Source organism: Streptomyces sp. NBC_01089, assembly GCF_045162975.1.
Classification (GTDB): Bacteria; Actinomycetota; Actinomycetes; order Streptomycetales; family Streptomycetaceae; genus Streptomyces.
Genome location: NZ_CP108660.1, coordinates 879,400 through 905,110 on the forward strand (window position 1 = coordinate 879,400; position 25,711 = coordinate 905,110).

Annotated in this window: 17 protein-coding genes; 7 read left to right on the forward strand and 10 right to left on the reverse strand. The window is 71.1% G+C overall.

The features are described from left to right. Positions 1-91: 91 nt before the first annotated feature. Positions 92-2,761, reverse strand: coding sequence for a TIM-barrel domain-containing protein (locus OG510_RS03975; RefSeq protein ID WP_406135275.1), 2,670 nt, complete (start codon positions 2,759-2,761; stop codon positions 92-94). A gap of 386 nt (positions 2,762-3,147) precedes the next feature. On the opposite strand from OG510_RS03975, the gene OG510_RS03980 reads away from it, so the two are divergent. Further along, positions 3,148-4,902, forward strand: a complete 1,755-nt coding sequence (locus tag OG510_RS03980; RefSeq protein WP_406135277.1) for a coagulation factor 5/8 type domain-containing protein — start codon at positions 3,148-3,150, stop codon at positions 4,900-4,902. 97 nt (positions 4,903-4,999) lie between these two features. On the opposite strand, the gene OG510_RS03985 is transcribed toward OG510_RS03980, so the two are convergent. Beyond that, the gene (locus OG510_RS03985) at positions 5,000-6,607 is read right to left on the reverse strand and encodes a glycoside hydrolase family 71 protein (RefSeq protein WP_406135278.1); all 1,608 of its coding nucleotides are present in this window, start codon (positions 6,605-6,607) and stop codon (positions 5,000-5,002) included. 550 nt (positions 6,608-7,157) lie between these two features. On the opposite strand from OG510_RS03985, the gene OG510_RS03990 reads away from it, so the two are divergent. Next, positions 7,158-8,561, forward strand: coding sequence for a sugar transferase (locus OG510_RS03990; RefSeq protein ID WP_406135280.1), 1,404 nt, complete (start codon positions 7,158-7,160; stop codon positions 8,559-8,561). A 271-nt stretch (positions 8,562-8,832) separates the two neighbouring features. Here OG510_RS03990 and OG510_RS03995 read toward each other — a convergent pair whose 3' ends face one another. After that, on the reverse strand, positions 8,833-9,771 hold the full coding sequence (locus OG510_RS03995; RefSeq protein WP_406135281.1) for a GDP-L-fucose synthase family protein: 939 nt from the start codon (positions 9,769-9,771) through the stop codon (positions 8,833-8,835). Between the two features lie 125 nt (positions 9,772-9,896). Between OG510_RS03995 and gmd the strand changes: the two genes are divergently transcribed. From gmd to OG510_RS04010, 3 genes are all read left to right on the forward strand, one after another. Further along, positions 9,897-10,910 carry a GDP-mannose 4,6-dehydratase gene (gene gmd, locus OG510_RS04000; protein WP_406135283.1) on the forward strand — a complete coding sequence of 338 codons (1,014 nt, stop codon included), beginning with the start codon at positions 9,897-9,899 and terminating at the stop codon, positions 10,908-10,910. A 32-nt stretch (positions 10,911-10,942) separates the two neighbouring features. Next, positions 10,943-13,663: a DNRLRE domain-containing protein gene (locus tag OG510_RS04005; RefSeq protein ID WP_406135284.1), complete on the forward strand. Its 2,721-nt coding sequence runs from the start codon at positions 10,943-10,945 to the stop codon at positions 13,661-13,663. An 80-nt stretch (positions 13,664-13,743) separates the two neighbouring features. Then, the gene (locus OG510_RS04010) at positions 13,744-14,421 is read left to right on the forward strand and encodes a hypothetical protein (protein ID WP_406135285.1); all 678 of its coding nucleotides are present in this window, start codon (positions 13,744-13,746) and stop codon (positions 14,419-14,421) included. A gap of 21 nt (positions 14,422-14,442) precedes the next feature. Here OG510_RS04010 and OG510_RS04015 read toward each other — a convergent pair whose 3' ends face one another. After that, complete coding sequence (locus tag OG510_RS04015; protein ID WP_406135286.1) at positions 14,443-15,777, reverse strand: glycosyltransferase; 1,335 nt, start codon at positions 15,775-15,777, stop codon at positions 14,443-14,445. Further along, entirely contained in the window at positions 15,774-16,310 is a 537-nt protein-coding gene (locus OG510_RS04020) for a WcaF family extracellular polysaccharide biosynthesis acetyltransferase (RefSeq protein WP_164260227.1), read from the reverse strand. The genes OG510_RS04015 and OG510_RS04020 overlap by 4 nt, the downstream gene beginning before the upstream one ends. A gap of 161 nt (positions 16,311-16,471) precedes the next feature. On the opposite strand from OG510_RS04020, the gene OG510_RS04025 reads away from it, so the two are divergent. Continuing rightward, a complete protein-coding gene (locus OG510_RS04025; protein ID WP_406135287.1) occupies positions 16,472-18,013 on the forward strand; it encodes a hypothetical protein in 1,542 nt (513 codons plus the stop codon). On the opposite strand, the gene OG510_RS04030 is transcribed toward OG510_RS04025, so the two are convergent. Genes OG510_RS04030 through OG510_RS04040 form a run of 3 tightly spaced genes read right to left on the reverse strand, consistent with a single transcriptional unit; the run spans position 17,986 to position 22,195 of the window. Continuing rightward, positions 17,986-19,230 (reverse strand): hypothetical protein, encoded by a 1,245-nt coding sequence (locus OG510_RS04030; protein WP_406135288.1) that lies wholly within the window; start codon positions 19,228-19,230, stop codon positions 17,986-17,988. The two genes, OG510_RS04025 and OG510_RS04030, sit on opposite strands and share 28 nt — an antisense overlap. After that, positions 19,227-20,939 carry a lipopolysaccharide biosynthesis protein gene (locus OG510_RS04035; RefSeq protein ID WP_406135289.1) on the reverse strand — a complete coding sequence of 571 codons (1,713 nt, stop codon included), beginning with the start codon at positions 20,937-20,939 and terminating at the stop codon, positions 19,227-19,229. The genes OG510_RS04030 and OG510_RS04035 overlap by 4 nt, the downstream gene beginning before the upstream one ends. After that, positions 20,936-22,195 (reverse strand): glycosyltransferase family 4 protein, encoded by a 1,260-nt coding sequence (locus OG510_RS04040; protein WP_406135290.1) that lies wholly within the window; start codon positions 22,193-22,195, stop codon positions 20,936-20,938. Before OG510_RS04040 ends, OG510_RS04035 begins: the two co-directional genes overlap by 4 nt. A gap of 134 nt (positions 22,196-22,329) precedes the next feature. Here OG510_RS04040 and OG510_RS04045 point away from each other — a divergent pair, with 134 nt between their 5' ends. Then, entirely contained in the window at positions 22,330-22,815 is a 486-nt protein-coding gene (locus OG510_RS04045; protein WP_164267350.1) for an adenylyltransferase/cytidyltransferase family protein, read from the forward strand. Here the strand turns inward: OG510_RS04045 and OG510_RS04050 are convergent. Together OG510_RS04050 and OG510_RS04055 are read right to left on the reverse strand one after the other, a co-directional pair. Further along, positions 22,775-23,512, reverse strand: coding sequence for a CDP-alcohol phosphatidyltransferase family protein (locus OG510_RS04050; RefSeq protein WP_406135292.1), 738 nt, complete (start codon positions 23,510-23,512; stop codon positions 22,775-22,777). The genes OG510_RS04045 and OG510_RS04050 overlap by 41 nt on opposite strands. A gap of 109 nt (positions 23,513-23,621) precedes the next feature. Continuing rightward, the gene (locus OG510_RS04055; protein ID WP_406135293.1) at positions 23,622-25,658 is read right to left on the reverse strand and encodes an ATP-binding protein; all 2,037 of its coding nucleotides are present in this window, start codon (positions 25,656-25,658) and stop codon (positions 23,622-23,624) included. Between the last annotated feature and the right edge of the window lie 53 nt (positions 25,659-25,711).

The window sequence follows — 25,711 nt, forward strand, 5'->3', positions numbered from 1 at the left end:
AGCCGGGCCAACAGGGCGTCCGCCCGGACACGGGTCAGGGGCCGCCGGTGCCCGACGACCCCTGACCCGTCTCATACGTGCGCGGGTACCGCTATCCGCGCAGCGTGACCGAGAAGCCGTGTCCCGTGGAGAGGGACGGCGTCTTGACCTGGGTGACTCCGGTGGCCGGGTCCCGGTACCAGCCGGACTTCGCCGCGGCGAACGCCTTCGCGGAGCCGAGGCGCCGCAGCTTGCCGCCCGCCATGCCCACCTGGGACGGCGCGTTCTTGGCATGCACCGAGAAGGTGTACGAACGGGATGCGGGCTTGCCCGTGTAACTGCCCTTGCTGGCACCGACCTTGATGGTGGTGGCGCCCTTGCCGTGGGTGGGGGCCTTCACCTGGACGTGCTGGGTGGCCGACGAGCCCTTCGCGTACTTCCGCGTCACACCGTCGTCCTCGTACAGCGTGTAGTCCGTGGTGCCCTTGGGGTAGATGTCGTAGTCGAGTTCGCTCTTGTTCCGGGTCTCCCAGGACGTGGTGCCCTTGGGCCACATCGGCACGATCGAGCCGCCCTTGACGAACAGCGGCAGGGTGTCGAGCGGCGCCTTGTAGCCGTTGACCGTGGTCGGGCCGTGGTAGGTCTTGCCCGTCCAGTAGTCGGTCCAGGTGCCCTTCGGCAGGTAGATGCCGTTGCGGACGTCGGTGTCGCTGTAGACGGGCGCCACCAGGAAGTCCGAGCCTGACATGAACTCGTACTTGGCGTCGGCCCCGAGCGTCGCCGGGTCGTCCGGGTACTCCAGCGACAGCGGGCGCACCGGCCCGACCCCGGTCTTCGTGGCGTCCTTGGACAGCGTGTACATGTACGGCAGCAGCCGCTCCTTCAGCTGGAGGTACTTCCGGTTGATGGAGGTGTACGGCTCACCGTCCAGCCAGGGCTGCTGGTCGTGCGGCTTCTTGGTGGTGATGTCGGTGGCCCAGCCGTCCATCGTCATGATGGCCGGGAGGAACGCCTTCCACTGCAGGTCGCGGGCGTACATCTTGGGGTCGTGGCTGTAGATCGAGCCGACGTCGCCGGTGTTGTACGCGATCCCGGACAGGGTCGCGCCCGCGTAGGTGGGAATCTGCCAGCGCAGATAGTCCCAGGAGAGCTTCTGGTCACCGCTCCAGAGGACACCGCAGCGCTGGGCGCCGGCCCAGGAGACCGGCAGCCAGACGAAGCCGCGGGCGTCGCTGTTGTCCTCGATACCGGCCTTGGCCTGGTCGCAGGCGTCGAGCGCCATGCCGTAGCCGTTGCCGACCCAGGCGACATCCAGCTTGCGGACGCGTACGCCGGCCTTGGCCTCGTCGGCCTGGTTCGGCAGACCGTCCTGGGTCCAGAGGCCGAGCTGGGTGTGGGTCTTGTTCAGCCCCGCGCCGGTCTGCGGAAGGTTCTCGTAGCCGCAGCCGTAGCCGTCGTTGACGAGCATCCAGCCGAGCGGCATCTGGTTCTGGTCGTAGCCGTCCGCGACCTTGAGGGAGTCCAGGGTGTGGCGCTCGCCGCGGTTGGCGTTGTGCAGATAGCAGTCGGCGTCGCCGGGTTCGAGGCCGTACACCGGCGGCATGAAGGGCTTGCCGACCAGTGAGGTGTACTCGCCGATGACCTTCTTGGTGTCACCGGTGAAGTAGTAGGCGTCCAGGCGGCGTTCCTGCTGGCCGGTCCTGACCGGTGAGCCGAAGTCGTACACCCCGGCCGTCATGGTGTTGCGGAAGACGCCGTAGCCGGCGGTGGAGATGTAGAACGGCTGGGAGTTGTTGTAGCCGCCCTCGTCCCAGTCGGTGTTGTTGCCGACGTTCATGACCTGGTCGCGGTGGGAGAAGCTGCCGTTCTGCTCGCCTCCGCCGAAGAACTGCTCCTTGGGACCGCGTTTCAGGCTCTGCCGCATACCGCCGGACGTCCAGCGGAGCGGGTCGGCCTCCGCCCAGATCACCGTGCGGTTGTCCGCCTTGTACAGGGCGAGCTTCAGCGGCTTCTTGTAGACACGCAGCACGACGCCCTTGGAGCGGATTCCGTAGTAGGAACCGGCGTTGAAGGACGAGGTGTGCGGCTCGGCCTTGGGCTGCTGCTGGATCATGTGGCTGCCCGCGGGACCGGAGAGGTCGCCGTCGGGGGACGCCTGGAGCCGCATCGTCTCGTCGGTGAAGAACGAGGCGCGGGCCTTCAGATCACCGGCGGCGAAGTCGTAGGTCCCGTGCGAGCCGCTGAAGCCGGTGAGGTTGCCCGCGTCGGTGGACTCGGGGAGATACGCCTTGCCGGTGAAGGAGTTGTTGTGCACGGTGTACGGGACGACCACCACGTGGTACGTACCCGACGCCTTGGGGATGACCGTCGCCTCGGGGTCGGCGGTCCCGGCGCTCGACGCGACCTCCTTGTTGTCCTTGTCGTAGATGTACATGTCGAAGTCGTCGGTGGGGGTCTGCCACTGGATGGAGACCGGGACACCGCCTTCGGGGTTGTCGTCCCACTGGCCCGCGGGCGGGTTCACGGTCAGATCGAACCGGGCGCACTTGGCCTGGTCCGGGTCGTCGGCCGCCGTACCGCACTTGTCGGGCCCGTCGACGGTGCCCTTGGCGTAGACGGGGCTCTGCCAGGTGACGCTCTTCGTCCCGCTGTCGAGGGTTCCCGACGGGGCGGCGGCCGCGTGTGCCTGCGACGCCGGGACGGTCAAGGTGGTGAGGGCGAGTACCAGCGCCGACACCGCGGCGGCCGCGCCCTGCCGGGGGCGGGTTCTGAGGATTCGCAAGGAGTGTTCTCCGTTCGTACCGAACAGCAAAATGTGCAATGCCTGCGCAGACATGCTTGGAACACTGGAAATTCGAGCATCACAATTCACCTTGGGGTCAGTACATGTCAACGTTTCGGCGCGATCCACCCCCCTCGCGCGGGGGCGCTCCCGGTCGGCCGTCACCTTCGCCATCGGCACCGCGCAACACCGTCCGGCTCGCTCAAATAACCCCTTATTCAACAGAGTTGGAGAAACACCGGCCATCTCCCCCACTTTTTGCACAACTCTTGACGTGGCGCACGCCCGGAGGAACGATCCAACCCATCAGAGAGCGCTCCCAGAGCTTTTCGCTCTTCACTTCTTGAAGGCTCACCGTTGAGCCACCAACTGCGGGAGATTTCCCCATGCTTGTTCCCCCCACGGCACGCAGGAGAAGGATGTCGGTGGTGGCGGCGGCCGCACTCGCCGCCGCCCTCCTCGTCGTCGCCCCGTCGAAGTCGCACGCCGCCGATCTGCCGGGCGGCGGCGACCTCGGACCGAACGTGCACGTCTTCGACCCGTCCACACCCGATATCCAGGGCCAACTGGACTCGGTGTTCAAGCAACAGGAGTCGGCACAGTTCGGCACCGGCAGGGACGCCTTCTTCTTCAAGCCGGGCACCTACAGCAACATCAACGCCCAGCTCGGCTTCTACACCTCGATCGCCGGTCTCGGCCTGTCCCCCGACGACACCAACATCAACGGCGATGTCACCGTGGACGCGGGCTGGTTCAACGGGAACGCCACCCAGAACTTCTGGCGTTCGGCGGAGAACCTGGCCCTCACCCCGGCCAACGGGACCGACCGCTGGGCCGTCGCCCAGGCCGCCCCGTTCCGCCGGATGCACGTCAAGGGCGGGCTCAACCTCGCCCCCGACGGTTACGGCTGGGCCAGCGGCGGCTATATCGCCGACAGCAAGATCGACGGGACGGTCAGCCCGTACTCCCAGCAGCAGTGGTACACCCGGGACAGCTCGGTCGGCGGCTGGGCCAACGGCGTCTGGAACATGGTGTTCTCGGGCGTGCAGGGCGCACCCGCACAGGGCTTCCCCGACCCCACGTACACCACCCTGGACACCACCCCGGTCTCCCGGGAGAAGCCGTTCCTGTACCTGGACGGCAACGACTACAAGGTGTTCACACCGGACAAGCGCACCAACGCCAGCGGCACCACCTGGGGGAACGGCGCGCCGAAGGGTGAGTCGATTCCGCTGGACCAGTTCTACGTGGTCAAGCCGGGCGCGACCGCTGCGACCATCAACCAGGCGCTGGACCAGGGGCTCAACCTCCTCTTCACGCCCGGGATCTACCACCTCGACCAGACCATCGACGTGAAGCGGGCCAACACGGTGGTGCTGGGTCTCGGATACGCGACGCTGGTCCCCGACAACGGGGTGACGGCGATGAAGGTCGCCGACGTGGACGGCGTCAAGCTGGCCGGTCTGCTGATCGACGCGGGCACCACCAACTCGGACACGCTGCTCCAGGTCGGCCCCGAGGGCTCGTCCGCCGACCACTCGGCCAATCCGACGACCGTGCAGGACGTCTTCGTCCGGATCGGCGGCGCCGGGCCGGGCAAGGCCACCACCAGCATGGAGATCAACAGCAACGACACCATCGTCGACCACACCTGGCTCTGGCGTGCCGACCACGGTGACGGCGTCGGCTGGGACACCAACAGAGCCGACTACGGACTCACCGTCAACGGCGACAATGTGCTGGCCACCGGGCTGTTCGTCGAGCACTTCAACAAGTACGACGTCCAGTGGAACGGCGAGAACGGCAAGACGATCTTCTTCCAGAACGAGAAGGCGTACGACGCACCCAACCAGGCCGCGGTCCAGGACGGTGACACCAAGGGGTACGCCGCCTACAAGGTGGCCGACTCGGTGAACACCCATGAGGGCTGGGGTCTCGGCAGCTACTGCAACTTCACCGCGGATCCGACCATCCAGCAGGACCACGGATTCGCCGCGCCCGACAAGGCGGGGGTGAAGTTCCACGATCTGCTGGTCGTGTCGCTCGGCGGGAAGGGCCAGTACAACCACGTCATCAACAACACCGGCTCCGCCACATCGGGGACGTCGACCGTGCCCTCCACGGTCGTCTCGTACCCGTGAGGCCAGGCCGCGCGAGATCCGGACAGTGAGATCCGGAGAGTGAGATCGCGGCGAGTGAGATCCGCAGAGTGAGATCGCGGCGAGGAGCGGCCGCCCCTCAGGGCATGTCGGGGCGGCCGCTGCTCGCCGCGTAGTACTGGAGGTCCTGGACCCGGACCTGGCTCCGTACCGGGTGGCGCGAGGTCACCTCCGCCACTGTCCGGCCGTCCCTGCGGACGGTCGCCGCGCTCCAGCCGGTGTGCAGCGGCACCACAGTGGCCCTGACCCCGGCCGGGACCGGGTGGCTCCGGCGGTCGGTCCCGACCACGGTGTCCAGGTCGGCGGGCGCGGTCAGGAAGGTCAGCGCCTCCACGGTGTCCCGTGGGGCGGCCGTCCCGGCGCGCGGGCTCATCAGCTTCCGCTGCCCGCCGGGGACGGGCCGGGCCGCGGCGAACTGCACCCGCGAGGTCAGATAGACCGTGTCACGCACGATCTTGGGCCACTGCCCCGTCTTGAAGCGGGTCAGGTAGTACGAGGACAGGTCGAGGTAGACGTATCCGTTGTGCAGCGACGGTGCGAACTGGCTGCCCTCCGAGTAGTCGTTCCAGGTGGTCAGCTGGACCCAGTCGGCGCCGTCGTCGATCGCGTGGCCCCACCCCTCTCGCAGCGTCGCCGTGTTGCCCGCCTCGTCGTACACGCCCTGGTTGGGCCGGGCGTCCTGCACCGAGACCGGCTGCATCCATGTCTTGCCCAGCCGGTGTGCCAGGGCCACATCGGCGGTGGCGCCCGCCTGCGCGGTGTAGCTGCGGTTCCCCCACTCCGAGAAGCCGTAGCTGATGGGCGCGAACCGGTCGGCGTTCGCGGTGAAGTCCAGGAACAGCGGCACCAGAGCGGTCCGGATTCCGTGCTGTGTGCGCAGCCGCGTCGTCAGCTGCGACCACCAGCCGGGATCGTGCGCCTCCGCCTTGAAGGGCGAGATCACCAGCCGTCCGTCGCCGAGCCGGTGGGCGGCCGGTGAGGCAGCAAGCCCCGCCAGGGCGTCGGCGAGCGTCGTGGGGTCGGTGTGCAGCGACGTCATGTCCGGCATCAGCATGATCCGGAAGCCGGGCGCGGCCGAAGCGGCCGCCCTGAGCAGGAGGTTGACCCGCTCCCAGTTCGGCCCGGTCAGCGCGAGGATGTCGACGCTGAACCCGTCGATGCCCGCGGCCCTGGCCGTACGGACCTCCTGCTGGAGGTTGGCAAGCTGCCAGTCGCCGCTCCGGGGTGCGACGGGGAGCGGCCGGTCCCGCAACAGGCCGCCGTACAGGGCGTGTTTGCCGTGCTCGCCGCGCGCGGTCAGGTAGTTGCGGCTGTAGTAGTCCTGCCCGGCCGGCTTGTTGTCCAGGGACAGCGGATACGGCGTGAAGTAGTGGGCGAACACCAGGTGGTGGCCGCCGCGCAGCGTCGCAGGTGCGGGCAGGTCGAAGGGCAGTTCCTTGCCGGTGACGCGCTGCGGCCGCGGAGTGAGGGCTCCGGCGCGGTCCGCCGGGCCCTGCGCGGAGGGCCCGGCCGCGGGTTTGCCGCCCGCGGACCCGCCGTCCGTCCCGAAGGGCGACCAGGCCATTCCGCTGCCGGCCAGCAGACAGATCAGCAGCAGGCCGAGCCCGAAGGCCCCCGGCAGCAGGACGCGCCGCCCGGTGGCTCTGCGGCGGTGGTGCGCCCACGGTCGTACCGGCGCTTGGGCCATCGTCGTTCCTCCCCGGAAAGCCGCCCGCAGTGCGGGGGTTGGGCAGTAGTAGAACCGAAATGCGGCCTCGGGACAACAGGGGCCGGGGCCGGACGGAGCCCGGTGCGGCCGCCCCGCGCCCACGGCCGTCCGGCGCTTCCCCGGCGTGACCAGCGGCGCAGTCGGCTGAGGCCGCCCCTCCGCCTCACGTACCGCGAAACAGGCCCGCCCCGGCGCCTTCTCGTTCGCACGCACGGCCGTCGGGTGAACCCGGATATGGGCAGCGGCGGCTCCGGAAGCCCCCGGGACGGAATTGCACGAGGTCACCACCACTTCGCCACATCGTCTCCCGATGGATGCGGGGCCAATCGGTCGCAACGTTTACGTAAACGGCATTGTGCGACCTGGAGTTTGTCGTACTGTCCCTGTTGCGACTCCAGTTCGTCGATCGGGGAATCGGCGAACAGGACGAACCAGTCAACACGTGCCGGGGGGGTACATGTGGCATGTCCGAACGCCTGAGACAAGTGCGTCCGACCTCAGCACTTCATCAGGCGCGATCCCGCAGGGGATGCGCCTGAAAGCACCGTGGTACTTACCGACAGCGCTGCTCGCCGACACCGCGGCGACAGCACTGCCGGTGGCTCTGGTCCTCCGCGCCCAGGGACAGCCGTACGCACTCCGGTCGGCCGCCGTCACCGCGGTGACCTGGCTCGGGGTGCAGGCGTTCCGGCACCGCTACACGAAGCGCGCCCTGGGCGAGTCCAGGGGTGCGCTGCCCGTCCTGCACGACTGGCTGATCCTCCTGGGCGTGCTGGCCGTGATCCGCAGCGCGGCCGAGCTCCATCACCCGCCGCTGCTCTGCCTGTTGGTGCTCATCCCCGCCCTGCTGGCCGCGCTGGTCTGCCGCCGGGCGACCTACCGTCACCTCACGGCGGCCCGCCACAAGGCCCAGGTCATGACCCGGGTGCTGGTGGTGGGCGAGCCGGCGGCGGCCGGCGATGTGGCCGGTCATCTGGCCGGCCGCACCGACCATCCGTACGTCGTGGTCGGCATCGTGGCGGTCGGCGCAGGTGCGGTGGACGGCGGCTCGCGGCTGGCGGGCCGGCTCGCACCGCACGCCCCGGCGGCCCCCGCCGACGACACCGTGCCGCTGCTGGGCGCCGCACGTGAACTGGCCGCCGATGTCGTGCTGGTCGCACCGGGTGCGGGCATGGCGGGCGAGAGATTACGACGGCTGTCCTGGGCGCTGCACGACGCGGGGGTCGAACTGGCCCTGGCCCCCGGCCTGGTGGAGATCTCCGTCAAGCGGATGGAGCCCTCGTCGGCGGCCGGGATGGCGCTGCTGCGGATCGTGCCGCCGGTGCGGCGCGGCGCCCAGCCGATACTGAAGTCCGTCATGGACCGGGTGGGCGCCGGACTGGGGCTGCTGCTGCTCTCGCCGCTCTTCGCGGTGATAGCCCTCGCGGTCGGGCTGAGTTCGGCGGGCCCGGTCTTCTACCGGCAGCGGCGGATCGGGCAGGGCGGCACCCCGTTCGTCATGTGGAAGTTCCGCACGATGCGGCTGGACGCGGATGCCCGCAAGGCCGAGCTGGCGTCGGCGAACGAGACCGACGGGCCGATGTTCAAGATGCGGCGCGACCCCCGGGTCACCCGGGCGGGACGGCTGCTGCGCCGCACCTCTCTCGACGAACTCCCCCAGCTCATCAATGTGTTACTGGGTGTCATGTCCCTGGTCGGTCCACGGCCGCCGCTGCCCGAGGAGGCCGCGCTCTACAACGAGACGGAGGCCAGGCGGCTGGCCGTGCGGCCGGGGATGACCGGGCTCTGGCAGGTCAGCGGCCGCTCCGACCTCTCCTGGGACGAGACCGTCCAGCTCGATCTCCAGTACGTCGACAACTGGTCGTTCACCAGCGACGTCGATGTGATGGCCCGTACGCTCCGCGCCGTGGTCGACGGCCGCGGTGCGTACTGACCGGCCGCCGTCCGTGCGGACCCGGGCCGCGGCGCACCGGCCGCCGTCCACCAGGGCCTGTCGTCAAAGTGCCGTCGTTGCCCGGAGGGCGGCCGCGCGGCGTCTGGTGCGTGCGATCGCAAGGCGCCGGAATGCTCTCGTAGCGGAGCTACTAGGGCATTCCGGCAACGCCGCGATCGCGCGTGCCAGGCGTCGCGCGGCAGGCGGCACTTTGACGACAGGCCCTAGGTTCCGGTGCCGGACCCGGCCCCGGACCCTGGTGTGCCCGCCGTCAGGAGCGCTGCCACGCGGCGTATGTGCCGGCGATCCCGTCACGCAGCGCGATGCCCGGTGCCCAGCCGAGCGCGCGCAGCCTGCTGATGTCGAGCAGCTTGCGCGGGGTACCGTCCGGCTTGGACGTGTCCCAGCCGATCCGCCCCTCGAAACCGGTCACTTCGGCGACAGTAGCAGCGAGTTCACGGATCGTCAGATCGGTTCCGCAGCCCACGTTGACCGGGTCGGGGCCGTCGTACGAGCGGAGCAGCAGCGCGCAGGCGGCGGCGAGGTCGTCGACATGGAGGAACTCGCGGCGCGGTGCGCCGGAGCCCCAGAGGACCACCTCGTCCCGGCCGGCCGCGCGGGCCTCGTGGAAGCGGCGGATCAGCGCGGGCAGCACGTGCGAGGTCTCCAGGTCGAAGTTGTCGCCCGGCCCGTAGAGGTTGGTCGGCATGGCGGAGATGTAGGCCGCGCCGTACTGCTGCCGGTAGGACTGGATCTGTACGATCCCGGCGATCTTGGCCAGGGCGTACGCCTGGTTGGTGGGCTCCAGCGCCCCGGTCAGCAGGGCGTCCTCGCTGATCGGCTGCGGGGCGAGCTTGGGGTAGATGCAGGACGAGCCGAGGAAGAGCAGCCTGCCGACGCCCGCCGCGTGCGCACCGGCGATCACGCTCAGCTGGATCCGCAGGTTCTCCTCGATGAACTGGACCGGTTCGGTGCTGTTCGCCATGATGCCGCCGACCTTGGCCGCGGCCAGGACGACCGCGTCGGGGCGGGTGTCGTGGAGGTAGCGCGCGGTGCTCGCGGCGTCGCGCAGATCCAGCTCGGTACGGGGGCGGGTGAGGACCTGGTATCCGTCGGCGGTGAGCCGGCGGGCCACGGCCGATCCGACGAGGCCGCGGTGGCCGGCGACGAATATACGGGCGCCGGCCGGCAGGAACAGCGATTCAGTCATGAGCCGGATCATGCCAGGACGAAGCGCATCACTGCGCCCAAGATGCTGACTTATTCCGTGAACCACACTATATCCGCGGCGTCCGGGCCGGTCCCGGACCGGTCCGCCAGAGAGGGACATCCCATATGAGCAAGTCCGCGCTGATCACCGGGGTCACCGGTCAGGACGGTTCCTATCTGGCGGAGCTGCTGCTCTCCAAGGGGTACACGGTCCATGGGCTCCTGCGGCGCTCGTCCAGCTTCAACACCGAGCGCGTGGACCACATCTACCAGGGCCCGCAGCAGCCCGAGCGGTCCTTCGTACTGCACCACGCCGACCTCACGGACGGGGTGGCGCTGGTCAATCTCCTGCGTGACCTCAGACCGGACGAGGTCTACAACCTCGGGGCCCAGTCCCATGTCCGGGTGTCCTTCGACGCCCCTCTGTACACGGGTGATGTGACGGGCCTCGGTGCGCTGCGGCTCCTGGAGGCCATCCGGGCGAGCGGTATCGAGACCCGGTACTACCAGGCGTCGTCCTCCGAGATGTTCGGCGCCACCCCGCCGCCGCAGCACGAGCGCACGCCGTTCCACCCTCGGAGCCCGTACGGCGCAGCGAAGGTCTTCGGGTACTGGACCACGGTCAACTACCGTGAGGCGTACGGCATGTACGCGGTGAACGGCATCCTCTTCAACCATGAGTCCCCGCGCCGCGGCGAGACCTTCGTGACCCGGAAGGTGACCCGCGCCGTGGCCCGGATCCGGGCGGGGCTGCAGGACCGGCTCTATCTGGGGAACCTGGACGCCGTACGGGACTGGGGGTACGCCCCCGAGTACGTGGACGCGATGTGGCGGATGCTCCAGCACCACGAGCCGACCGACTTCGTGGTGGCGACCGGGGTGGCCGCCACCGTGCGGGAGTTCGTGGAGACGGCGTTCGCCCACGCGGGGCTGGACTGGAACAAGTACGTCCGTTACGACCCGAAGTACGAGCGCCCCAGCGAGGTGGACGCGCTGATCGGCGACCCGGCCAAGGCGCACCGGCTGCTCGGCTGGAAACCGGAGGTGCTCGTCGAGGAGCTGGCCCGGATCATGGTGGACGCCGATATGCGTCAGGTGGCGGACCAACTGGCCGGTGCGAACGTCCGCATCGATCGCTGAGGTGCACGACTTCATGCCTGGGGGGTATGGATATGCGTAGATCCAGAGGGCTTTCGGCCGCCCTTGTCCTGACTGTCACAGCGGGTCTGGGGGTGACGGCGGCGGCGCCGGCCACCGCGGTCACCCCGCCGGTGGCGTTCACCGCCGACGCCCTGCCGACCTGGCAGACCAACGGCATCGTCTGGGCGCTGGCCGAGGCGCAGGGGACCGTCTTCGCCGGCGGTACGTTCTCACAGGTCAGACCGCCGGACGGGGCGAGCGGGACACCGCAGGACGCCGTCGACTTCGTGGCGATGAACGCCGCCACCGGGGCGCCCACGTCCTGCAAGCTGTCGTTCACCGTGGGCAGCGGCACCGCGACCGTACGCGCGCTGGCGGTATCGCCCGACAAGAAGACGCTGTACGCGGGTGGGTACTTCGGCGCCGTCAACGGCGTACAGGCCAGCAGCCTGGCCGCGATCGACATCGCCACCTGCGCCCCGAAGCCGGACTTCCACCCGAGTTTCCCCGCGACGGTGCGGGCGCTGGCCGTCACCGGCGACACGGTGTACGCGGGCGGCGACTTCGGGACCGTGGCGGGCGAGACCCGCAAGCGGTTCGCGGCGGTGGACAGCTCCACCGGGGCGCTGCGCCCGTTCCGGGCGGACGCGGATCTGCCGGGCCGGGCCGTGGCGGTCACGCCCGACGGGCACGACGTGCTGCTCGGCGGTGACTTCTTCACCGTCAACGGCGCCGATTCGCACGCGCTCGCCGTGGTCGACGCCACGTCGGGCGACAACGTGAAGACCTATCCGGGCTTCATCGAGACCAACTCGGTCGTCAAGACCATCGGGACCGACGCCACCGGCTTCTACACCGGCAACGAGGGCACGGGCGGCGGTGTCTTCGACGGACGGATCGCGCTGAACCTCAGCGATCTCGGGCAGCGCTGGCGTGACACCTGTCTGGGCGCCACCCAGGCCGTGCTGTCGTACGAGAACGTCCTCTACAGCGCTTCGCACGCGCACGACTGCTCCAGTGTGGGCGAGTTCCCCGACGGCGCGCGCAACCATCTGCTGGCCCAGCCGACCACCAGTGTGGGCAAACTGGGCTGGTTCCCGAACACCAACGACGGCCTGGGTGAGGGCATCGGCCCGCGCGCGCTGGCGGTCTCGGACACCGGGTCCGACACCTACCTGTGGGTCGGCGGCGAGTTCACCACGGTCAACGCCGCGCCCGCCCAGGGGCTGACCCGCTTCGCGTCGAGCCCCGACACCGGGGTGCCGGGGGTGCCGCAGGCCGGTGCGGCCAGTATCAAACCAGGTGAGGTGCAGGTCCGCTGGCGCTCCAGCACCGACCTGGACGACAGCAGGCTGACGTACAAGGTCTACCGCAACGGCTCGTCTGCCCCGGTGTACACCGTGGACGGCGAATCGCTGCCGTGGTCGCGGCCCCAGCTGTCGTTCCGGGACACCTCGGTGACCGCGGGCCAGACCTACACGTACCGGGTCACGGCATCGGACGCGGCCGGCAACACCAGCGGGCTCTCCCCCACCGCCACGGTCACGGTCCCCTCGTCGGCCGAGGCGTACCCGGCGGCCGTGCTGAAGGACGGCGCGACGCAGTACTGGCGTTACGACGAGACGAGCGGCCCGTTCACCGGTGACTCGTCCCCGTCGGACAGCAGCGGCATCCAGCTCAACGGGCCGTCGCTCCGGCAGACGCCCGCCGCGGTCAACGGCCCCGGGACGGCGATGGGTTTCGACGGCACCGATCAGGTCGTCTACAGCGACCGCAGGACGACCGTGGACGGTGACTACTCCATCGAGACCTGGTTCAGGACGACCACCGACCGGGGCGGCAAGCTCGTCGGGTTCGGCAACAACACCACCAAGACCAGCAGCAACTACGACAAGAACATCTACCTGACCGACAACGGCAATCTGGTCTTCGGCGTGTACACGGGCGGGGCCAAGACCGTCTCCACGCCGGGCACCTACAACAACGGCGCCTGGCACCAGGTGGTCGCCACCCAGGGCGCGTCCGGCATCGCGCTCTATGTCGACGGCGCGCTGAAGGCGTCGTCCAAGGTGACGGGCAACCAGGCGTACTCCGGTTACTGGCGGGTCGGCGGTGACCAGCTCAGCGGCTGGCCGCAGCAGCCCACGAGCAACTTCTTCGCGGGCCAGGTCGACGAGACCGCCATCTACCCCTCGGTGCTCACGGCGGCGCAGGTGGCCAACCACCACAAGCTCGCGAGCGCCCCGGCGGACACCGTCGCCACGGTCCGGGCGTCCGAGGACACCTACGTCAACGCGGGCGCGCCGAACGCGAATTACGGCACCTCCAGCTCGCTCGCGGTGCGCGGCACGTCGGCGTACGCGTCCTATCTGCGCTTCACCCTGCCGAAGGCCCCGACCGGCACGGTGCTGAAGAGCGCCAGGCTGTCGGTGAAGACCTCGACCGAGACCGGTGCGGGTTCGACGGACACCCAGTCGGTCGTGCCGGTCACCGGGGACTGGACGGAGTCGGGTCTGACGTACAACAACCGGCCCACGCCGGGACCCGGCACACTCGGCACTCTGGGCGGTGCCACCGACGGGTCCACCGTCTATGCGGCCCCGCTCGACACGACCGCGCTCACCCCGGCCCTGGGCAGCGCCTACGGCCTGGCCCTGACCAGTACGGGCACGGACCCGCTCTGGCTGTGGTCCCACGAGGCCGCGGCGGCCGAGGGCACTCCGCAGCTCGTCCTGACCTTCGGCGCACCGTGATCCGGCGCTGACACCACCATGACCGTGTGCGGGGCCCGGTCGGCCGGGCCCCGCACCACCCGTACCACAGGAGCCCTCTCATGCGTCCACTCCACCGCCGTGCGGCCGCCGCGGCAGCCGCGCTCGCCGCTCTCGTCTCCGTATCCGCCTGCGGGTCTTCCGGTTCCCACGACGGGAAGGACACGGCCGGCGGCCCGTACACTCCGGCCCCGGCGGCGAGCAGCCAGGGCCCGCAGGCCGGGGCTGGTCCTTCGCCGTCCCCTTCGGTCAAGGAGCCGGTGCTGCCTGACTCCCGGCTCACGCCCGTCACCGGTTCGTTCAGCAAGAAGGACAAGAAGTATCTGAGCGGCCGGGTGCCGCAGAACATGGATCCGTCCGCCGTGCTGCAGACCGGACAGGAGAGCTGCCAGCGGGTGGCCAGGACCGCCGCGCACGACAAGGACGCGGCGGTGGGCGCGGTCATCGCGGGCGACATCCCCGATGCGAAGGCCGCCATCACGCTGCTCTGCCCGGACCAGAAGCCGGTACTCGATGCAGCGGACGCGGGCTTCCCCGACGGCACCCGGAAGAACCCGCGGGCCGGTACCTACCGGGCGCTGACCGCCGCCGCCGACTGCACCTGGCGGGTCACCGGCAGCGGCGGCAAGCTCCTCGCGTCCGGGCCCGGCACCGGGGCCAAGGGAAAGGTCAGGGCCCGGATCCCGGCGGGCGCCGCCGAGTTCACCTCGTCGGGCTGCTACGCCTGGGTGCCCGCCTAGCCGGGCCCGTCCGGTCGGCGCTCAGCACGTCTCGTACACCCCGAGCAGGGTGTCGAGCACGGCGTCCATCGAGAACGACTCCGCCGCCAGCTTCCGGGCCGCGGTGGAGGCCGCTCCGGCCGTGGCGGGGTCCAGCAGCTCCAGCACGGCCCCGGCCAGCTCCGGCGCGCCGTCGACCACCCGGCCCGCACCGGCGTCCGCGATGTCACCGGCGAGCCCGTTGGAGTGCGTGACCACGGCGGGTGTCCCGGCCGCGAGGGCTTCCAGGACCGACATCGGGAACGGCTCGTCCACCGACGGCAGCACATACACATGGGCGTGCCGGAGCTCGGCGAGCATCTCACCGGCGGAGAGCGGCCCCGGGCAGTGCACGCGCTCACCGAGGCCGAGGCGGCTGATGAGCGCCTGTACGGAGGCGAGTTCGCCCTCGTCGGGTCCCGCGACGACGAACTCGGCCTCCGGGTGGTGGCGCAGGATCTCCGGTACCGCGGCCACGAAGTCCTGCGGGCGCTTCCTGGCCTGGAGCCGGGCCGCGTACAGGATGCGCGGGGGGCCTGACGGGGTGGGCCGCGCCTCCTGGGCGGGTACGCCGTTCACGAGGCGGACCAGCCGGAGAGGGCCGCCGGGGTCACCGGAACGGGCCTGGCTGCCGGGGCGAGCGAGAGGGCCCCGCTTCCCGGCCGCCACCGCTTCGAGGCCCCTGCGTTCATGGCCGGTCAGATACAGCACCGCCGAGGCCCGGCGGAGCACTCGGCGGACCGCAAGGGCGTCGAGCACCTTCGCCAGGAGCCGGTCGCTCGGGTCGACCATGCCGTGCGTCTGGAGCACGAGCGGCTTGCCGGCGCGCAGCGCCGCCAGGGCGACGGGCAGGGTCACCAGGTCGCGTGCGAGGTGCACATGGACGATGTCGGCGTCGCGCACCACGCGCCCGGCGGCCGCGAGCAGTGCGGGCGATGTGATGCCGCTGAAGCCGAGCGGCAGCAGTCTGCGGGCCTGGAAGAGCCGGGCGGGCACGCCCTCCACCTCGGTGGGCAGCCGCTCTCCCCTAGGGGCTGCCCGGCCGGTCTCTGCCGGGCCCGGGGTGTCTGGCACGGCACCTCGCCGCGTTGCCGAAGTGTCCGCAGGAAACCACCCTGCGGACACTTCGGCGCCTTGCGATGCACCGCACCAGACACCCCGGGCTGATCCGACAAGACCGACCGGACAGCCCCTGGCGCCGAAGCCGTCGCCGAGGGCGAGCAGCCGCGCCTCGTGACCGCGCGCCCGCAGCCCCTGCGCGAGGTTGAGCGCGACCCGGACCGGGCCGCCGAAGGCATGCGTCGGGCTGTGCAGGGTGACGGCGTGCAGGACCCTCATACCGGCTCCTCCACCGGCCGTCGGCCTGCGGCCGTGTGCAGCGTCAGGTCGGGGAGGTCCCGGTGGACGACCGTGCCCGCGGCGACGACGGACTGCGCGCCGATGGTGACGCCCGCGAGCACCGTGGCGCGGGTGGCGATCCAGGCGCCGTCCCGCACCACGATCGGGGCGTTGCGGTACCGGAAGTCCGCGGCCCGGTGGTCATGGCTGCCGGTGCAGAGCAGCGCCTCCTGCGAGACGCAGACATGCGCCCCCAGGGTGACCGGCTCCAGATTGAGCAGCCAGGCGCCCTCGCCGATCCAGGTGTGGTCGCCCACCGTGAGCTTCCACGGCCACAGGACCCGCACCCGGTGGCGTATCAGCACCCCTTCGCCGATCGTCGCGCCGAAGGCCCGCAGCAGCGCGACCCGCAGCCGGGCCGGGCAGAACCACGCCATGAAGACGGTGTTCAGCACGGCGAACCAGAGCGCCTGGGTCAGTCTGCCCCGGCCCTTGTCGTATCCGGCCAGCGTGAACGCCGGTAGATTCCGCATCACTTCACCCCCACTGGCGCCTCCCCAGACGCCTGGCGGTCAGCCTAGTGCTTGCCGGGTGGTGGCGGCGTGACGTCGGTAGACTGCGGCCGGGGAAGTACAGGGGAAGTACAACAGGGCGTTCAACCAGGGGCGTTCAACCAGGGGGCGGGGGCCTAGCCATGGCGACGGACACCAGCGAGGGCGTCCGGCCGGAGCCCCCGGCGCCGGCCACCGGGCCCGGTGCGCTCCCCGTCGCGGCCGGGGCCACCGCGAGCCCCTTCCGCTTCGCGCCCGCCGTGTCCCCGCGCACGCTGCTCTCCCGGGCCCTGTCGGTGCCGCTCGCGCTGGGGCTCTCGCTCGTACTGCCGCTGCTCGTCGCCGTACAGCCCGGTGACGGGGTGCACGACGCCGCGTACTGGCTCCAGCTCACCCTGACCGTGTACGCGGGGGCCCGGCTGTCCGGCATGGTGCTGACCAGCCATCGCAAGCTGCTCCAGGGAGCGTTCTGGCTCTTCGTCTATATGGCGATGGGGGTGGCGCCACTGGCCCAGGCGGTGCTCGGCAAGGTCCCCACTCCGGTGGTGGGGCCGCGCTCCGACGTGACGGAGGCGGTGGCGCTCGTCCTGATCGGGTGCGCCGCCTTCGATGTGGGGGCGCTGCTCGCCCGGCACCGGCCGGGCGGCAGGGGCCGTGGTGAGACGCGGCCCGCGCTGGTGCACCGCAAACGGCTGTATCTGCTGGTCGTGGTGGCCTTCGTGTGCAGCGGTGCGCTCATCGTCAGACTGGGCGGGCCCGCCGTCTTCTTCAGCAGCCGCCAGGAGATCATCGCCGGGATCGAGGAGGCGGGCATCTCGCAGGCCGACTCGCAGGCGGGCCAGGCCCTGCTGCGCGGCTTCGGCACCGTTCCCGCGCTGTTCGCGCTGCTGGCGTACACCCGCTGGCTGGTCACCTCCCGGCGGGCCCGCAGGTCCCCCGCGGTGATCGCCGTCTGGATCGCGCTGGCCGCGCTGAACACAGTGGTCAACAACCCGATCTCCAACCCGCGTTACTGGTTCCTGACCGTCCTGCTCGCGCTGCTGTTCACGCTGTTCCCGGTCAGCGCGGCGATGTACCGCTCGGCGCTGAGCCTGGGGGTCGTGGTGGCGCTGGTGGTCTTCCCGTTCGCCGACCGCTTCCGCTACGACGAGCAGAACTACCACCCGGTGGAGACCACTTCGGTGCTCGAACCGCTGGCGCTCAAGGACTACGACCAGATCGGGATGTTCGCCAACACCATCACCTTCGAACGGTCCGGGGTCGGGCACCTGTACGGGAAGCAGCTGGCCGGGTCGATCCTGTTCGCGGTGCCGCGCTCGGTGTGGCACGGCAAACCGCACGACACCGGGGTGATGGTCGGTGAGTGGATGGACGCGGTCAACACCAACCTCTCCTCACCGGTGTGGGCGGAGCTGTGGATCGACTTCGGCCCCGCCGGGATGACGCTGGGGCTGCTCGCGATGGGGTACGCGGCGGCGCGGGTGGACCGGCGGTACGCCAGGCGTGCGATCCGGCGCACGCCGCCGGGGAGTCTGATCTCGCTCGTGGTGCCGCTGGTCGCCGGTTACTCCTTCATCCTGCTGCGCGGTCCGCTGCTCCAGGCGTCGGGACGGGTGGCCATCGCGGTGATCTGCGTCGCGATGGTCACCACCTACCGTCAGGACAGGGGCGCCGCGCTGCGCTGAGCGTCCCCGCCGGTGACCGGCTCGGCGGCCGGTCCCAGCCGGGCGACACGCGTCCAGGCGGCGACCGCCTTGAGCGCGGAACCGGCCGCGAGCCCCCAGGCCGCGCCGGTGGCGCCGCCGAGCGGATAGCCGCCGAGCATCAGCGCCACGGACACCAGCGAGAAGACCACCTGGAGCGAGAGGGTGGCGCGCGGGCTGAGCACCCTGAGGGTGACCAGGGCGCAGGTCCCCAGCGCCATCACCGCGTACTGGCTGCCGGTGGCGGGCAGCAGCGCGGACGCCGACTGCCAGGTGGCGCCGAGGAGTTGGCGCCCCATACGGTCGGGCAGCGCGTACAGGACCGCGGCCCAGCCGAAGCCCGCGCCGGCCAGTACGCAGCCCAGGACGGCCGCGGCCCGCGTGGTGGCGCGGCGGCCGCCCAGCCTGCCGAGTACCGGCGGGCCGAAGGCGTTGACCGAGTTGAACAGCACGTTGAGCGGGCCGAAGAGGGTGGTGGCACCGCGCAGCGCGCCGACCGCAAGCGGGCTGGCGAACAGTCCGAGGCCGAGGACCGCCAGCTGGCTGGAGGCGTTGCCGACGGCGAACTCGACGACGAAGCGCATCCCGAGGTGGCCGCGGCGCAGATAGCGCCGTACCTGGGTGGTGGCCCCGCGCACCAGCGGCCGCAACAGCAGCAGCCCGGCCAGCAGCGCCGGGACGGCGGACAGCCCCCAGACGGCCACCAGCCGGGCGGGAGCAGCGTGGTGGGGCTGGAGCAGCAGCGCGGGCACCACACAGACCAGCCGCAGCACATCGGCGGCGAGGGCGCGGTGCGGCTGCTGCAGCGCGGAGAACGAGTAGCGCAGACCGTCCTGGAGCAGGACGAAGGGCAGGACGAGCCCCAGCGCGATGAAGGTGTGTCCGAGGCGGCCGCCGACGGCCGCGCCGCCCGCCGCGAGCAGCGCGCCCGCGACGAGCGAGGCGCAGGCGGTGAACGCGGCGGCCGAGCGGCAGGCCGACGCGAGGGCCGCGGGGTCGCCGCGTTCGAGTACGACGGCCTGCCCGACGTACGACATGTTGAGGCCGAGCAGCACCGTGAACGTCAGATACACCATCGAGAACGCGGCGAACCCGGCGGTGGTGGAGACCCGGGCCGCCATCACCAGCACCAGGATGTTGGTCAGGCTGGAAGCGGCCTGGTCGAGCACTGACGCGGCGACGACGGCCGAGCGTCTCACCGGTCTCCGGCGCGGATCGTGCGGAGGGCGACGGTGTCGTCCCCGGCGGGGACGCGGGATGCCGCCGGGTAGGGCGCCGGAGGCTGCGGCGCCGCGCCCGGCGGCGCCGGTCTGTCCGATGCCCGCCCGGCCCCTCCCCGGTGCCCGGCTCCCGCGGCGCTCCGGCGGCTGGGCCTGCGGGACGCCGCGTGGGTGACGGCGCCCAGTACGGTACCGCCGGCGCCGGTGATCAGCTCCCTGATACGGACGAGGTCGGCCCGGTGCACGGCGCGCGGGTCGCAGACGATCAGCACCCCGTCCACCCGGTCGACCAGGGCCAGCGCGTCGGCGTAGGCGAGGACGGGCGGTGCCAGCACGACGACGGTGGCGTTCGGCGAGTCGGCCTCCGCGATCAGCCGGGTCACCCGGGCCGATGTGAGGGCGCGCGCCACATTCCGTACGCGCTCGCCGGGGATCAGGTCGAAGGCACCCGACTCGTGTGCGTCGACCTGGAGTTGACGGGGCCCTGGCCAGCCGGACTCGTCGAAGTCGGGCGGCAGGCTCCACCCCGGGCGGCTGGGGGCTTCGGCGCGCAGCCGGGAGGTGAGCGAAGGGGTGCGCAGGTCGGCCTCGACGAGCAGCACGTCCTTGCCGGTCTCGGCGAACGACGCCGCCAGGTTGGCCGCCACGGCCGCCGCCGCTTCGCCGTTGCCGCCCCGCGGGGCGGCGACGAGCAGCCGTCTGCGGTCGGCGAAGCGCTGGTCGTAGGCGAGCCGGAAGGCGACGGAGCGGTACTCCTCGGCGAGCCGGGAGTCCGACCGGTCGACGGCGAGCAGCGGACCGCCGTCGGCGATGCGCGGCAGGCTGCCCAGTACGGGGGCCCGCACCGCACGGGCGACGTCGCCGGACGAACGGGGCGACGGGTCGAAGACCAGCCGGACCCAGGCGGCGAGCAGTCCGAGTGCGATGCCGACGGCGCCGCCGACGCCGAGTGAGACGGCCAGCCCCAGACCGCTGGAGGCGGTCGGCGGCACGGCCTTGACGATCACGGTGCCGGCCGTCATGTCGAGCGCCTTGAGGCTGGCTATCTGGCTGTTGAGCGTGCCGACCTTGCTGAGCAGGTCGTCGTTGCGGGCCCGTGAGGAGTCCGGGGCCGCGCTGCCCTCGGCCGCCAGCTGCTTGGCCAGGTCGTTCTGCTCCTTGGCGATCGGGTTCAGCTGGTTCTGGGACTTCTTGACCATGCTGTCCCGCAGGTCGCCCCACTGCTTCTTGCGCAGATCGAGGTATGCCTTGGTGACGGCGTTGGCCCGGCGGGCCGCCTCGCCGGGCGAGGTCGTGGTGTAGGTGAAGTGGAGGACCATGGTCTGCGGCGGGTTGGTGACCTGGAGTCCGCGCTGGAAGGCGGCCAGCCGGCTGTCGGGCAGGCCGAGGGACCGGACGGCGATCTCGGCGACGCTGCTGCTGACGGCGGTCTGCCGCTCGGTGCCCATGTTGATGGTCTTGTCCACCGAAACGGCCGGGTTGAAGGGGTCGTTGGTGGGGGCGCGGAGGCGGATGTCGCTGGCCGCCGCGTAGCTCTCGGCCGATGTCACCCCGAGCCAGGCACCGCCGAGCAGGCCGACCCCGATCCCCAGGCCGATGAGGCGGCGGTAGCGCAGCAGTTGCCTGAACTGGTCCCGCAGCAGGTCCGGTTCGTCGTCCCTCGACGCGGAAGCGTGCGTGTCCGTCACGTGTGTGGACCCCCCAGAGCCTCTTCGATCAGTGCGTCGATCCGCGCCAGTCCCGCGTCCCTCGACAAGTGGGACGCCACATGACGCGGCCCCTCAGCCCCCAGCGCATCGGCGGTCACCGGATCTGCGGCGATTCTACGCACCGCGGACACCAGAGCGTCCGGATTCTCCGGGGGAACGAGCACCCCGGCCCCCGAGCGGAGCACTTCCCCCGCCGTGCCGCCCCCCTCGGCCACGGAGGCGACCACGGGCCGCCCGGACGCGAAGTACGAGGTCAGCTTGGAGGGGACGCTCATATCGAGCACCGTGGCCCGCTGGGTGACCGCCAGGACGTCCGCGGCCGCGAGAATGTCCGGGAATTCACCGTCATCGGCGGGCGGCAGGAACTCCAGGTTGGGTATGCCGGAAGCGAGCGCGGCCAGCGTCCCGCGCTGGTTCCCTTCGCCCATCAGCACCACGCGCAGGGCCGGGTCGCGCCTGGCCGCCTCGACCAGGACGTCCAGCCCCTGTTTGAGTCCCATGTTCCCGGAGTGCAGGACCACGGTGTCGCTCTCGCGCCAGCCGAGCCGGGCCCGGCTCTCGGCACGGGGGCGCGAAGGGCCCGGTATGTGGTTCCAGTTGGGCACGATCCGGATCCGCCCGGGGTCGACGCCCATCGCCCGTACCTTCTCGACGAACGTCTCGTGGATCACGCCCACCAGGGCCGCGCGGCGCAGGGCGTACGACTCGGCGCGCTCGGCCAGTGCGGCGGCGCGGTCCCCGCCGCGTATCCCGCTCTGCGCGGCGGCGGCCCCCATCAGGTCCTGCACCACCGGGACGAACGGCGCCCGCCAGCGCGCCGCGAGCCGGGCCCCGACGACACCGCCCGCGAGGCTGGGCATCTGTGCGAGCACGGCGTCCGGACGTCCGGTCCGTGGTGGCGCCGCCAGGGCGTGCAGCAGGATCGAGCCTTCGAAGAGCGCCCGTCTGACGGCGGTCTGCCGGGGCGGCACGGTGTGCCGCCTGCGGTGCACCCGTACCCCCTCGCGCTCCTCGGAGCGGCGCCAGACACCGGCGTACGCCGGGTCCGTCACCCAGGACGGGTAGTGCGGCATCCCGGTGAGCACATGGGTCTCGTGGCCGGCCCGCGCCCAGTGCTCGGCTATCTGGGTCGCATACGGTCCGATTCCGGCGTGCTCGGGAGCGTAGTTGGTGGAAACGAGCAGTAACCGGCGCTGTTTCGCCGCCTGTTCATCGTTGCGTCGCGTCTGTGTCACGCGGCGGTCCCTTCCCCCCAGAGGTGAATCACGTTGGCCACCCTGATCGTTCACTCATCCTGAACGGAATGTGCACGCTATCGTCAGTACCTTCCACCACGCCGGGGGGTGTGGTTCGCTGGGGGGTTTCAGTCATGACGGCAGACAGACCGTACCGGGTCGGATACGCGCCCGGCGCCTACGATCTCTTCCACATCGGTCACCTCAACATCCTTCGTCACGCGCGCAGTCAGTGCGACTACCTGGTCGCCGGAGTGGTCTCCGACGAGATGGCGGAGCGGGCCAAGGGCCGCCGCCCGATGATCCCGCTGGTGGAGCGGCTGGAGATCGTCCGCAGCGTCAAGTACGTGGACGCCGCATTCGTGGAGACGGTCGCCGACAAGGTCGAGACCTGGCGGCAGGTGCGCTTCGACGTGCTGTTCAAGGGCGACGACTGGCGGGGCACCGCGAAGGGCGAGAAGCTGGAGCGGGACTTCGCGGAGGTGGGGGTGGACATCGTCTACTTCCCGTACACGGTGCACACGTCGAGTACGCAGTTGCGCCGCGCCCTGGACGTACTGGCCCAGCCGGAGGCGCAGTTCAGCGCCGAACTGCGCTCAGTTCCCGGAACCACTTCGTGAGGAAGGCGGCCAGGAACAGCGCGCTGACCGCCCCGAGCGCCGTATAGGCCCAGCGGAAGTACGTTCCGGCACCGAGCAGCAGGAAGACCAGGCAGAAGATCCCGTGGTCGACGGGGAGCAGCGCGACCGCGCGCAGCCGCGACGGTGCGGCGGCCGGGCTGCCGGGGGCCGGGCTGCCGGGGGCCGGCCTGGGGGTGAGTTTCTCGGTGAGCAGTCCGCCGAAGAAGGTGACCACGGCGGCGAACTGGAAGCCGAGCGGCACCAGCAGCCAGGCGTCGTCCGTGACCCCGAAGTGGCCGGGGTGCCGGTAGAAGGCGATGAGTACGGCCGAGTGCAGTGCGGTGATCTTCGCGCAGTCCACGACGTGGTCGAGCCACTCCCCCGCCGCGCTGCCGCCGCCGCGCAGCCGGGCCAGCTGGCCGTCGGCCGAGTCGAAGGCGAACCCCACGGCGAGACCGGCCCATACGGCGCCGCCCTGGCCCCAGGACGGGTCGCCGAGCGCTACCCCGGCCACCGCCGCGAAGCTGAAAACGGCGCTCACCAGGGTGACCTGATTGGGGCTCAGCCCCACGGCGTGCGATCCGGCCGCCAGATAGCGGCCCACCGGGCGGTTCACATAGCGGGAGTAGAGCGACACTCCCTTGGCGGACTTCTGCGCCGTCCGCAGTTCGAGCAGCGCGGTCCCGACGGATCCCATGGCCCCCCCCCCAGGTCATCTGTGCACAAAGTGTGAACATCATCGCAGGTGTGCGGCCACCTTCAAGACCATGTGCGCAACCGCACCCGAGGCGGTGGCCGATCTGGTATCAGGGCAGGGGCAGTTGGCCGTCGAGGGCGCGGGCCAGGGCCGGGGCGGTCCGTACCGAGGCGCCCCGGTGGAACGCCTCGTCGTACGCCTCGTCCCCGATGGCGGCGCGGGCGCTGCGCTCGCACTCCTCGCGTACGGGTCCCAGCTCGGGGGTGCCCCGCTGCGGATGGCCGACCGTGTGCCAGTACGCCTGGCTCGTGCCGAAGACCAGCGCGGCCTGCTCGCCGTCCCCCTGCGCGGCAAGAGCGGCCGCCAGCACATCGAGGCCCAGGGCGATCCCGAAGGCGTCACCGATGTGCCGCTTGCCCATGAGCATGGACCGCGCATGGGCCGCGGCGTCGCCCGGCCGGTCCTGGAAGAGCGCGATCAGGGCGAGCTGGTACTCGGTGTAGGAGCGGGTCCACCAGTCCCCCGTCTCGGCGCACGCGGCCCGCAACTCGGTGGCCAGACCGTGTGCTTCGGTGAGCATGCCGATACCGGTGAGCGCGAACACCTCGACCAGCCGGCACTTGCGGCGGGACGCCGAGTCCGCCGTCATGTCCGCGGGCCCCGGCAGCCGGACGGCCACGGTGTGCGCCGCCAGCGGCCTGCCCGCCATGAGGTGGCTGAGGCCGAGCAGATAGCCGGCGGCGAGCGACGCCTCCGTGTCGTCCCCCTGCTGGGCCTCCTCGTCGCACCGCAGCCCCAGGTCGTGCGCCAGGTCGTGCTCGCCCTGGAGCAGCGCGTTCACCCCGAGCACCCACTGAGCCCGGCTGCGGACCGGGCCTCGCAGCGGGTGGAGGGCCAGGGCGCGTTCCACGTAGCTGCGCAGCTCGTGCAGGTGGCCGCAGCAGCTCCAGTAGAAGCCGACGAGGCCGACCAGTTCGACCGCGCGCCCCGGGTCGGTGACCAGCAGCCGGTCCAGCGCGGTGCAGATGTCGATGTGTACGTCGGCGACCCGCCGGTACCACTCGCTCTGCTCGGCGCTCCGCCAGCCCGCGTCGGCGTCGCGGGCGAGGGCCAGACAGTGCTCGGCGTGGCGGTCGGCCAGTTCCTCGCCCTCACCCAGTTCGGCCAGCCACATCCGGCCGTAATCGCGGACGGTGTCGAGCATGCGGTGCCGTGTGCCGTCCCAGCCGACGACCGACTTCTCGGTGAGCCCGCGCAGCGCTCGGCCGGCCTCATCGGCGGAGAGCGGCCCGCCGGAGCAGACCGCGCGTGCGGACTCGGCGTCGAAGGGGCCGCGGAAGACGGACAGCCGCGCCCAGAGGAGCCGCTCCAGCGGTTCGCACAGTTCGTGGCTCCAGCCGATGGCGGTCCGCAGGGTCTGGTGCCGCAGGGCCCCCGTCCGCTCGCCCCGCACCAGCGTCTCGAAGCGGGAGCCCAGTCTCTCCGCCACCTTCTCCACTGAGCTGTCCCGCAGCTGCGCGACGGCCAGTTCGACGGCCAGCGGAATCCCTTCGAGCCTGCGGCAGATGTCGGCGGCCGCTTCGGCGGCGCCCGGATCCGCGAGTGAGAGCCCGGGCGCCACCTGTCCGGCCCGCTCGGTGAAGAGGGTCAGAGCGGCCCGGTCGCCCTCGACGGGCAGCGGCTCGATCTCGACCACGTACTCGCCGCCGACCGCCAGCGCCTGTCTGCTGGTCGCCAGCACCGTGAGGCCGGGGGCCGCGGTGAGGAGGTCGCCCACCAGGCTGCGGCAGGGTCCGACCAGGTGCTCGCAGGAGTCGAGCACCAGCAGCCCCTGCTTGTCGGCGAGCCAGGCGCAGAGCGCGTCGGCCTGGCTGCGGGTGGTGTGGTCGGAGAATCCGACGGCGTCGCAGACGGTGGGCAGCAGCAGCCGCTCGTCGTGGACCGGCGAGAGGTCCGCCCACCAGGCACCGTCCGGGCAGTCCGGTGCGGCCCGGCCGGCCGCGCGCAGCGCGACACGGGTCTTGCCCACCCCGCCGATTCCGGTCAGCGTGATCAGCCGGTGCACCGCGAGAGCGTTCCGCAGATGGCCCAACTCGTTCTGTCGCCCCACGAGACTCGTGGTCTCGTGGGGAAGGTAGCCCGCCACGGCACCAGTCTCGCCTACTCCGCGGGCCGTTGGCACCGCGGGAGCCGCCCGCC